The 12,727-nt window shown below is 44.7% G+C and carries 2 protein-coding genes and 1 pseudogene; 2 read left to right on the plus strand and 1 reads right to left on the minus strand.

Features of this window, described 5'->3' with window-relative positions; genetic code table 11:
- Nucleotides 1-65: 65 nt before the first annotated feature.
- Nucleotides 66-911, minus strand: a pseudogene (locus QT990_RS34075) (reverse transcriptase domain-containing protein); the annotation flags it as partial.
- 1,063 nt (nucleotides 912-1,974) lie between these two features.
- On the opposite strand from QT990_RS34075, the gene QT990_RS34080 reads away from it, so the two are divergent.
- Both QT990_RS34080 and QT990_RS34085 read left to right on the plus strand, forming a co-directional pair.
- Entirely contained in the window at nucleotides 1,975-8,478 is a 6,504-nt protein-coding gene (locus QT990_RS34080; protein WP_333466322.1) for an amino acid adenylation domain-containing protein, read from the plus strand.
- A partial coding sequence (locus tag QT990_RS34085; RefSeq protein ID WP_333466323.1) for an amino acid adenylation domain-containing protein occupies nucleotides 8,478-12,727 on the plus strand: 4,250 nt, incomplete at its 3' end. The genes QT990_RS34080 and QT990_RS34085, both read left to right, overlap by 1 nt.

Here is a 12,727-nt window from a genome sequence, read left to right on the forward strand (position 1 = left end):
TAGGTTTGGACACTAACCTAGAGAAGTCACCTCCTCACTCACAACATGCGACATCGTGTCGCGCTCACGAAGTCATCGGCATAACGAATCAGGCTAAGACTATTACGGTTATCCCTTTTGCCTTTGCCGCTTCTAGTAGGCAATGTTTCTGCAAACTGTTTAATTCGTTCTTCCATCCCGTGGAGGGCAATATTTGCCAGTAATGGAGAAATAACCCCACCCTGTGGAGTACCCTCAGATGTTGGAAACAACTGCATAACATCCATCATTCCCGCTTTTAACCATGCACGAATCTGTCGGCGAATGGTGGGGAATGTATTTAATTTATTGAGCAGTGCTTCATGGTCAATCCGGTCGAAACATTTAGTTATATCGGCATCAAGCACATATTTTGGCTTTTTACTGATGCTTGAAAATATAGCCTCGACTGCATCTTGGCATGAACGTCCAGGTCTGAACCCGAAGGAGTTAGGTTCAAATCGCGCTTCCCATTCTGGTTCTAATGCCAGTTTGACAAGTGCTTGCAAGGCTCGGTCTTCCATTGTAGGTATGCCTAAAGGTCGCTTCTCTTCCGTTCCAGGCTTGGGAATCCATACTCGCCTAGTCGGACTAACCTTAGACCCCAGTTTTAAATTATTTACTAACTTCAAACGTGCTGCTGGGGACAAGGATTTCACCCCGTCCACTCCTGCCGTTTTCTTGCCAGTATTATCCTGGGTTACTCTACGAACCGCTAATACCTTTGCTGACCAAGAATTCATCAGCGTCTTTTGGAGTCTGCGTATTGCTTTCACATCACCACGTTGAGAGGCTTGAAAAATTCTCTTTTGGAGCTTATAAACCTTACGCTCTAGCTTTCGCCAGTTCACTTGGTTCCATTCCACCGTAGTCTTTAAACTCGTTTTAGACATTTTTACTCACTACTTAAGACTTTTTCTTCCAAATCACCGTGAGTCCGTCTGCATATCCTGGGCATTACCCCAGACTTTAGCTTCTGACCCAATCTTTCCTACTCGTTGCATACGGTTAGCACCTACTACAGGGATTCGACCACCTGAGAGCAGACGAGAGGTTATCTCGTTCCGAATGACCATACTGTGTACATTTAGAGTGATGTTATTCGCCGGGTTTATCGGAAGTGCTTGTTGGTCAAATACCCACTTGCCAACTCCTTTTATCCTGTGCCTTTTGGCTCCAGCGCATTAAGCCTTATTTCGCTGGTTTTTGGTAACGACGATTCAAACACATCTTCAAGCCAAGGCTTTACTCATGGGTACTTTTGCTCGATGCTTACCGACTTAGGCTGTCAGTAATAACATCTTTTCTCCCCGCTTTACGGATTGATAGCTAGTCGCTACCGTAGGGGAGATGCTTTCACCGCTGCACCTGCGGGGTAGGATTTGAGTGTTCTAGGGTACTGATTCTCACCTACATGGTCATTCAGTTGTCAAGGTTCTATTCCTTGCGGCTAATCCCCCTAATCCTTTATAGGACTGGTTTCTAGCCAACGATTCGCACAGTTATACCCAAATCTTGCTCAAGTCAGGGAATGTTGATTTTTTACATTCTTTTTCTGGTTCTTCGCATTAACTTTATGTTCTTGCCCTTGACAGGCATCTATCTATAGAGGTAGATTAAGTATTTATTTAGGCAGGTGACAAAAATGAAGTTGTTAAAAACTAGCGACCTACAAGGGAACCGAAGGTACACAGGTGTACTTGCGAAAAAGACAGCCGCGTTGCTGCATCTTGGCTTCGAGAGTGGGCGATCGCACCTACCATCCGGCTCTCGAACGCTTGCTCCCGCCTTTCCAATAGTGGCTTGATGCAGAAATTGGTGTCCTATTATTAGGACGAGTTTGCCCTAAAATATTTGACGCTGAAAACGCGCTACAAATTCGGTCCAATAAAATTTCCTGCGCTCTCCATCTAACTAAAAAAATTAATAGACAGGAAAATTATAGGAATTTCTGTAATGTTCACAGAAATATCTTCGGAACAAAATATGTCAGTTTTGAATGATAACATCACCCCCATGACGCCAGAGACACCGGCATCCTTTCATCCCCTCTCGCTGGGTCAGCAAGCTTTATGGTTTCTGTACCAGATGGCTCCCGAAAGCGTTGCATACAACATTTTCGATACAGCGGTAATTCGCTCATCCATAGATGTTACAGCTTTGCAACGGGCGTGGCAAAAGATTGTCAATCGTCATCCGATTCTCCGAACTACTTACACAATTTACGAAGGAAAACCATTTCAACTTATTCAGGAACAGTTAGAAGTTTCTATCCAAATAACAGATGCTTCAAATTGGAGCGAAGACTATTTAAAAAAGCAAATTTTATTAGAAACAGATCGTCCATTCAATCTGGAAAAAGAACCGAGTTGGCGACTCAATCTGTTTGCTTGTTCGGCACAAAAACACATTCTGTTGCTGACCATGTACCACATTGCCGGGGATTTATGGTCTTTAGGTTTACTCCTCAATGAACTGCAAGTTTGGTATGTTGCCGAAACCAAACAAATTAGCTATCAGCAGATAGAAGATTCTGTTGCTAAAAATCCGCCCTATACCGAGTTTATAGATTGGCAGTTGAAAATGCTATCGGGTCCAAAGGGAGAAAAACTTTGGGAATATTGGCAAAAACAACTATCGGGAGAGTTACCAATCCTAAACTTGCCGACAGACAGACACCGACCCCCAGTGCAGACTTATGGGGGAGAAATTCATATCTTACAGCTAGATAAACAATTAATTCACAGCCTGCGCTCGGTAGTTAGCTCTACTGGAACAAGCCTTTACAAGCTGATGCTTGCTGCTTTTTTTGTCTTACTTTACCGCTACACCAACCAAGAAGATATCCTCGTAGGAAGCCCGATGGCCAGTCGTTGGGGTCAAGAGGAGTTTAAAAGAATTGTCGGCTACTTAGTTAACCCCGTTGTCTTGCGGGCTACAGTAACCGAAAACTTGACATTCAAAGATTTCTTGGTTCAGGTGAACAGCCAAGTTAAAGAAGCACAGAAATATCAGGATTATCCTTTTCCACTTTTAGTAGAGAAACTTCAGCCTCAACGAGATCCCAGTCGTTCTCCTCTCTTCCAAGTCAGCTTTACTTGGCAAAAGCAACGTTGGGGTGAGTCTCTTAAAAATTCATCGCGCTTCGAGGAGTCTGGGCTTGAGATGGAGCCATATCTACTCGGCCATCAACGAGGGGCAAGCTTTGACCTGAATGTAATGATCATGGAAAGGGGAGAAGTTTTCCAGGCTGGCTGGCAATACAATACTGACTTGTTTAATGCTGACACGATCGCTCGGATGGCGGGACATTACCAGACTTTACTGGAGGCGATCGCAGCCAATTTTATTCAGCAGATTTCAGAATTATCGCTACTGACAGAAACAGAGCGCCACCAGCTATTAGTGGAGTGGAATAACACAGAAGCTGAGTATCCGCAGGATAAGTGTATCCATCAGTTATTTGAGGAGCAAGTTGAGCGATCGCCCGACGCGGTGGCCGTGGTTTTTGAAGGGGAACAGCTCACCTATCGCGAATTGAATGCGAAGGCGAATCAATTGGCACACTACCTGCAAAGTTTGGGTGTAGAGCCAGATGTGTTGGTTGGCATCTGTGTGGAGCGTTCCCTAGAGATGGTGGTAGGACTGCTGGGAATTCTTAAAGCGGGGGGAGCCTATGTGCCCCTAGATCCAGCCTACCCAAAAGAGCGCTTGGCTTATATGCTGGCGGATTCTCAGGTGTCGGTGCTGCTGAGCGAGCTGCATCTGGTCGCGGAGCTGCCAGAACATCAGGTTCGCGTGATTTGTCTGGACACTGACTGGGAAACCCTGGCTCACGCCAGCGAACAGAATCTGCCGGTGCAGGCGACAGCAACCAACCGAGCCTATGTTATCTACACATCAGGCTCTACCGGCAAGCCCAAGGGGGTGCAAATTTCTCACAGGGCTGCGGTCAACCTGTTAACTTCCATGAGCCAAACTCCAGGGTTGAGTGAGAGAGATATCCTGCTGAGCGTTACAACGATTAACTTTGACATTGCGGCGCTGGAAATTTTCCTGCCCCTATCTGTGGGTGCTCGTGTGGTGGTGGTTAGCGGTGAAGTGGCATCAATTGGAGAGCAGTTATTGCAAACACTACAGGATTGCGGCGCTACGGTCATGCAAGCCACCCCGGCCACCTGGCAAGTGCTTCTTTTAGCCGGGTGGACTGGCAGCCCTCAACTGAAAATACTTTGTGGCGGAGAAGCTTTACCTAAGAATCTAGCGTCTCAATTGCTGTGCCGTTCTCAGGAAGTCTGGAACGTTTACGGCCCCACCGAGACAACCATCTGGTCAGCGGCTTACAAAGTCAAGGCGTTTGAGGGCGAACTCCACACCTCAGTGCCCATCGGACGCCCGATCGCCAACACGCAATTCTACTTACTGGATGCCCATTTGCAGCCAGTTCCCATCGGTGTTGCTGGGGAACTCTATATTGCCAGTGTCGGGTTAGCGCGAGGATATCTTAACCGTCCCGATTTGACGGCTGAAAAATTTATCCCCAACCCCTTCAGTAATGAACCGGGTTTGAGCCTGTATAAAACTGGAGATAAGGCACGTTATCTACCAGACGGCAACATCGAATACCTCGGTCGTATCGACAATCAAGTAAAAATACGTGGCTTCCGCATCGAATTAGGCGAAATTGAAGCGGTACTGAGCCAACATCCCGGTGTAAGAGAGACTGCTGTCATCACCAGAGAAAACGTTGCAGGTGACAAGCAATTGGTGGCTTATATTGTTCCTCTTCAGGAACCCGCACCCGCAATTAGTGACCTGCGCCGCTTCCTCAAACAGCAGTTGCCCGAATACATGGTGCCAAGTGCTTTTGTTGTGCTGGAGGCACTACCCCTGACACCCAATGGTAAAGTAGACCGTCGTGCCTTACCCGCCCCTGATTTGCGGAAAGAACTGGAAGAGTCTTTTGTCGCTCCACGCACTCCTATTGAGGAAATGCTAGCCAGCATTTGGGCTAACATCCTTTTAATTGACTCTATAGGCGTTCATGATAATTTCTTTACCTTGGGCGGACATTCCTTATTAGCCACTCAAGTAATTTCGAGAGTGCGCGACACAATATTGCTCGAATTACCGTTACGCAGTTTGTTTGAAGCTCCCACGATTGCCGAATTAGCTTCGCGGGTTGAGATAGCGCTCAAAAACGGACAATCTGTAGAAGCTCTGCCTCTTCTACCAATTCCAAAGTCAGAGTCCATCCCATTATCTTTCGCTCAAACGAGGTTGTGGTTCCTCGATCAATTACAACCAAACAGCGCCTTTTACAACATCCCGCTTGCTTGGCATCTTAGCGGTAAGCTTAATATAGTTGCTTTAGAGAGTAGCATCAATGAAATTATCCGGCGCCATGAAGCCTTACGCACCAACTTTGCAATAGTAGGAGATCAACCCGTTCAAGTTATCGCCTCAACTCTTAGTTTTCAACTACCAGTTGTGAACTTGTTGCACCTCTCTGAGAGCGAACGAGAAATTGAAGCGAAACGATTAGCTACGGTTGAAGCGAATCGACCTTTTAACCTGGAGCAAGAGCCTTTGCTCCGAGGGATGGTGCTACAGCTAGGTGAAACAGAGTACCTCTTGCTGCTCACCATGCACCACATTATTTCTGATGGTTGGTCGTTGGGCGTATTCGTGCGGGAACTAACAGAACTTTACCAAGCTTTCTGTACTGGAAAGCTTCCAGTTTTACCAGAGTTACCAGTACAATATGCCGACTTTGCCCTTTGGCAGCGGCAGTGGCTAACTGGAGAAATACTAGAAACCCAGCTTGACTACTGGAAGGAACAACTCAAGAACGCTCCGAATTTATTAGAATTGCCCACAGACCGAGCGCGACCGGCTGTTCAAACCTTCCGGGGAGGATATTACTATGCAGCCTTTTCCAAAGAATTAAGCGCGGAACTTGCCACTTTGGGTAAGCGATCGGGAGTCACTCTGTTTATGACGCTTTTTGCAGCGTTTCAGACATTGCTATACCGATACTCAGGGCAAGATGACATCGTAGTAGGAACTCCTGTAGCTGGTCGCAACCGACGGGAACTTGAAGGGCTAATCGGCTTTTTTGTCAATACTTTAGTGCTGCGTACCAACCTCGGCGGCAATCCCAGTTTTGAGCAGCTACTCAATCGAGTCCGGGAAGTCGCGCTGCAAGGTTACACGCATCAAGACCTGCCATTCGAGCAGTTGGTAGAAGCATTGGAACCAACACGCAATTTAAGCTACACGCCTCTATTCCAGGTCATGTTTGCTCTTGACGACGGAGGAGTACCTTCTATGGAACTGCTTGATTCAGCGGTAAGCTCGTATTCTGTGGAAAGCGTCACAGCCAAGTTTGATTTGACCCTATCAATGGAGAATACGGCTGATGGATTGGTAGCAGAATGGCAATACAACTCGGATCTGTTTGATGAGACTACCATCGTTCGGATGGCGGAACATTTCCAGACATTGTTGGAAGGAATCGTCGCCAATTCCAAACAGGCGATTTCAGAATTGCCTCTAGTGACACTAAGAGAGCGACAGCAGCTATTAGTAGAGTGGAACAACACCGCTAAAGATTATCTCCAAGAGAAGTGCACCCATCAGTTGTTTGAAGAACAAGTGGAACGGACACCCGATGCCGTAGCAGTGGTGTTTGAAGAAAAACAACTCACCTATCGAGAGTTGAATGTAAAAGCGAATCAACTGGCAAATTATCTGCGATCGCTGGGCGTGGGGCCAGAAGTGCTGGTAGGGATTTGTGTAGAGCGCTCTCTGGAAATGATAATCGGTTTGTTGGGCATCCTCAAAGCTGGCGGTGCTTATGTTCCGCTAGACCCGAACTATCCGTCTGAGCGCTTGGCTTTCATGCTAGAAGATTCGTCGGTTCCAGTGCTGCTGACTCAAGAGAGGCTAGTCGAGAAACTTCCTGCACTCTCAGCGCGTGTTATCTGCTTAGATTCAGACTCGAAAGAAATTGCTTCTTACCCCAAAGAAAACCCTTTAAGTTCAGTGAAGCCAGAAAACTTGGCTTATGTTATCTACACATCAGGGTCTACAGGAAAACCCAAAGGCGTTTTAATTCAACATGGGTCGTTAGCCAATTACACGACGGCTGCGAGTGCTGAATATAGAATACAGAAGTGCGATCGCATTTTACAATTCTCTTCTATTAGTTTTGATGTCAGTGCCGAAGAAATCTATACCAGCCTAACTTCTGGTGCAACACTTGTATTGCGTACCGATACAATGCTGGACTCTTTTGAGGGATTTTTGCAGAAGTGCCAGAACTGGGAAATCACTGTAATGGCTTTGCCGACAGCCTACTGGCATGAATTGACTGCTTTCTTGAGCCCAAAAACTCTTGCATTATCCCCTTCATTACGTTTGATCATTCTTGGGGGAGAAAAAGCACTGCCAGAACGACTGAAAACCTGGTTTGAATGTGTAGGACAACAAGTACGTCTATTTAATAATTACGGCCCAACAGAAGCGACTATAGGAGCTACGATATACGAGTTATCAGCAGACGACACGACATTAAGGCAGTTGCCCATCGGTCGTCCTCTGGGGAATCTCTGTACCTACATCTTAGATCAGAACGGACAGGCTGTACCGATTGGGGTTCCTGGAGAACTGCACATCGGTGGTGCTGGTTTGGCACGGGGGTATCTCAACCGTCCTGAGTTGACCACTGAGCGGTTCATTCGTAACCCCTTTAATGACTCTCCCACTGAACGCCTTTATAAAACTGGAGATCAGGTTCGCTATCTGCCCGATGGTAATATTGAATACCTCGGTCGGATAGATGACCAAGTAAAGGTGCGCGGTTTTCGTATCGAACTCGGAGAAATTGAAGCAGCACTGAGTCACCATCCAAACTTACTCTCTGTTGCAGTCGTGCTTCGAGAAGATATTCCCAGCCAAAAGAGTCTAGTCGCTTACGTTGTCCCTCTTCAGGAACCTGCGCCCACCGTTGGCGACCTGCGACATTTTCTAAAAGAGCGACTACCAGACTATATGGTGCCTAGTGCTTTTGTAATTTTGGAGTCTTTACCACTGACCCCCAATGGCAAAGTAAACCGCAAATTATTACCAGCACCAGACCTCAATAGTTTAATTGAAAAAGCAGAGTTTGTAGCTCCTCAGACTCCAACAGAAAAATTAGTAGCATCTATCTGGGCTGAGGTTTTGGGAGTCGAGCAACTCAGCATCCACGATAACTTTTTTGAATTAGGTGGGCATTCCTTACTGGCAACTCAACTGCTCTCAAAACTAAGTTCCCATTTGGGGTTAAATCTGCCCTTGTCTAAGTTATTTGAAGCTCCAACTGTAGCAAGTTTTTCAAGCTACATTGAAGCAATTTCTTGGGTAAACCAAAATGTTAACACTAGCACCAATAATTTAGAAGAGGTAGAATTTTAATGAATACCATTGAATTTATTAATCATTTACGCAAGTTAGATATTAACCTATTTTTGGAAGGGAAACGCCTTCGTTGCAAGGCTCCTGAAGGGATTCTTACCCCTGCTCTCAAGTCGGAAATTAGTGATCGCAAAGCAGAAATTATCTCGTTTTTGCAGCAAGCTAATCTTCAAACCAATACCACAGCGATTGCTCCGAGATCCAGAACAGAAAACAATATCTTTCCTCTTTCTTTTACTCAAGAGGGACTTTGGTTCCTCTACGAACTACAGCCTAACATCCCCTTCTATAACATTCCTCTGAACTTGCATTTTAGCGGTCAACTCGATATTACTGCTTTGGAGTCGAGCTTGCAATTATTAATCGCCCGTCACGAAATCTTACGCACTAACTTTATTACCGTTGATGGAAAACCTGCTCAAATCATAAATGCGACGAGAGATTTTACTTTACCAGTTGTTGATTTGCGTTCTTTGTTAGCAAGTCAACGGGATTTAGAGTATCAGAAATTAGCTTCTCTTGCAATTAGCCATGTATTTAATCTGGCTGAAGATTCTTTAATAAGGGCAGAATTAGTTCAGCTTACCCCAACAGAAAATGTTTTACTGCTAACAATTCACCACATTATCTTTGATGGTTGGTCTGTCAATATTTTTCTTCAAGAATTTACGACAATTTACTCGGCTTTGGTTGGACAAGGTAAACCCCATTTACCTGACATTAATCTTCAGTATGTAGATTTTGCTGTGTGGCAGAAGCAGTGGTTACAGGGAGAAGTTTTAGAGTCTCAACTTGCTTACTGGCAACAAAAACTAACGGGAATGCCAGCATTGTTGGAATTACAAACAGATCGTCCCCGACCTGCCGTACAATCCTTTCGTGGGGAAACCCAATTTTTTACGATTGAGCTAGAGATTAGTGAAGCCCTCGTAAATTTGAGTCAGCAGCAGGGAGTTACACTCTTTACATTACTCCTGACTGCATTTAAAGTATTGCTCTACCGCTACACCAATCAACCCGATATTGTTGTTGGTTCTCCATCCGCAAACCGCCAGAATCCTCAAACTCAGGAAATGATTGGATTTTTTGTTAATAATTTGGTATTCCGCACAGATTTATCTGGTAATTCTACTTTTCTCCAGTTATTACAACAAGTTAAAAAAGTTGTCCTAGAAGCGTATGAGCATCAAAATTTACCATTTGATAAGCTAGTAGAAGCATTACATCCAGAACGGAATTTAAGCTACTCTCCTTTGTTTCAAATAGCCTTCGCTTTAGAACATGAAACCGCCTCTAATATTATTCTCCAAAATTTAACAATTAACACATCTGAGCCTGGAGTTAACCAAACAGCTAAGTTAGATTTAAGCTTGTCGTTGCACAAAACTGAGGAGGGACTAATAGGGGCGTTTGAATATAGTACAGATTTATTTGATGCCACAACCATTGCCCGAATGATAGAACATTGGCAAACGTTGTTGGCTGGTATTGTAGTGAATCCACAACAAAGGCTATCAGATATATCCATTTTGACGGCTATTGAGAAACATAAATTATTAGTAGAGTGGAATCAAACCCAACAAGACTATCATTACAATCTATGTATTCATCAATTATTTGAAGCCCAGGTAGAACAAACACCAGATGCCATAGCAGTAATTTTTAAAGATGAACAGCTAACCTACCGAGAACTAAACACTAAGGCTAACCAATTAGCACACTATTTACAAAGACTGGGGGTAAAATCAGAAACACTGGTAGGTATCTGCGTCGAACGTTCCTTTGACATGATTATAGGACTGTTAGGCGTACTCAAAGCCGGTGGTGCTTACGTCCCTATAGACCCGGCCTATCCTCCTGAGCGCATCGCTTATATGCTCAATGATTCGCAGCTACCAGTTCTATTGACTCAACAAAAACTGGTTGTCTCGTTGCCAAAACATCAAGCACGGGTAGTTTGCTTGGATGCTGATTGGGAAGAAATCTCTACTTTAAGTGAGCTTTCTCCCATCACTAACTTGACACCGGAGAACTTGGCTTATGTGATTTACACTTCTGGCTCAACCGGAAAGCCTAAAGGGGTTAAAGTCGCTCATCGAGGATTGTGCAATCTAGCAACAGCACTAATTAACCTATTTAACGTTCAGCCAGATAGTCGCGTTCTTCAGTTTGCTTCGATTAGCTTTGACGCTTCTATCTCGGAAATTGTCATGGCTCTTTGTGCGGGAGCTGCATTATTTTTGGGAACGCCAGAGGAGTTACAACCAGGACAACCTTTATTGCAGCTATTCCAGGAGCAAAGGATTACTCACGCTACCCTTGTGCCGTCAGCACTCGCCGTTCTGCCGACTCAAGAGTTACCAGCTTTAGAGACTATTGTTGTCGCGGGAGAGCCATGTCCTCCTTCTTTGGTCACTCAATGGGCTGGAGGACGGCGGTTCTTCAATGCTTACGGGCCAACTGAATCCACTGTCTGCGCTACGGCTGCACAATGCTTTGAAGGCATGGACGTGCTGCCAATTGGTCGTCCGATTGACAACACCCAAATTTATATTCTCGATCGCCATAAACAACCCGTTCCTATCGGTGTTCCTGGAGAACTTCACATTGCTGGTGTGGGACTAGCAAAAGGTTATCTCAACCGTCTCGATCTGACTCAAGAGAAATTTATTCCCAATCCCTTCAGTGATGAGCCTGGTTCTCGCCTCTATAAAACTGGAGATTTGGCTCGTTATCTTCCAGATGGAAACATTGAATATCTTGGTCGCATTGACAATCAGGTCAAGGTGCGGGGCTTCCGCATTGAGTTAGGTGAAATTGAAGCGACACTGTCCCAGTTACCCGAAGTTCAAGAAGCCGTTGTTCTTGTGCGGGAAGACCAACCCAATGATAAGCGTTTGGTGGCTTACGTTGTACCCCAACAGAAAAATCTCATCTCATCCAAGAAACCAGAAAAATCATCAACAGATTTAGTAGAATTATGGCCCTCTATCGCTGAATACTATGTCTACGATAACTTACTCTATTACGCCATGACCAATGACCATCGACGGAACGATAGTTATAAAGTTGCAATTAATCAATTGGTCAAAGATCAAATTGTCGTTGAAATTGGGACAGGTAAAGATGCTATCTTATCGAGATTTTGTGTTGAAGCAGGCGCTAAGAAAGTTTATGCAATTGAACGTAGTGAAGAAACCTTCGAGAAAGCAAGAGCCTGTGTTAAAAAGTTAGGTTTAGCAGATAAAATCACCATTATTCATGGCGATGCAACTCAAGTTGATCTCCCAGAATTGGCTGATGTCTGCGTCTCAGAAATTGTGGGAGCTATTGGCGGGTCTGAAGGTGCAGCCGTCATTATTAATAACGTCCGACGGTTTCTCAAGCCGGGTGGGTTAATGATTCCTGAAAGAAGCGTTACCAAGATGGCAATTGTTACCCTCCCCGATGAAATCTTACATCATCCCAAATTCTCTGAAACTCCTGCCTATTACACCCAAAAAATCTTTGAGCAAGTCGGATATCCATTTGACTTAAGGGTATGTATTAAGAAATTCCCCAAGGCAAATGTTTTATCCACTGTGGATGTTTTGGAAGACTTGAACTTTAATGAACATATTAATCCTGATTTTTCTCATAAAATCCAATTAAAAGTTCAAAAAAATGGGCGAATGGACGGTTTTTTAGTCTGGCTAAACTTGCATACTATTGCCGGAGAAAAAATCGATATTCTGGAGTATGAATATTGCTGGCTTCCGGTTTATTTTCCTATATTTGAACCTGGAATTGAAGTAGAACAGGGAGATGCCATTCAAGCGGTTTGTTCCCGAACACTTTGCGAGAATAATCTCAACCCCGATTATGCCATTAAAGGGTGTCTATGGAAAAAGAATGGAGAAATAATTCAGTTTGAATATGTCTCCTATCACTACAAAAATAATTTCCGGCAAACCCCGTTCTATCAGCGATTATTTAATTACGACAATTTGGCTCAATCGTTGAGAGCTAATCTCAATAAGCGCTTACCCGACTACATGATACCAAGCGCTTTTGTACTGATGAAAGAGCTGCCACTGACACCTAACGGCAAAGTAGACCGTCGCGCCTTACCTGCACCAGATAGTTTCCACAACAAGCGGGAAAATAAATTTGTCAGCCCTGGCACTCTGACCGAAGCGAAACTGGCTGCTATCTGGGTTCAGGTTCTGGGATTAGAAAAGGTCGGCATTAATGATAATTTCTTTGAACT

The organism is Microcoleus sp. T3_B1 (genome assembly GCF_036700445.1).
Classification (GTDB): domain Bacteria; phylum Cyanobacteriota; class Cyanobacteriia; order Cyanobacteriales; family Microcoleaceae; genus Microcoleus.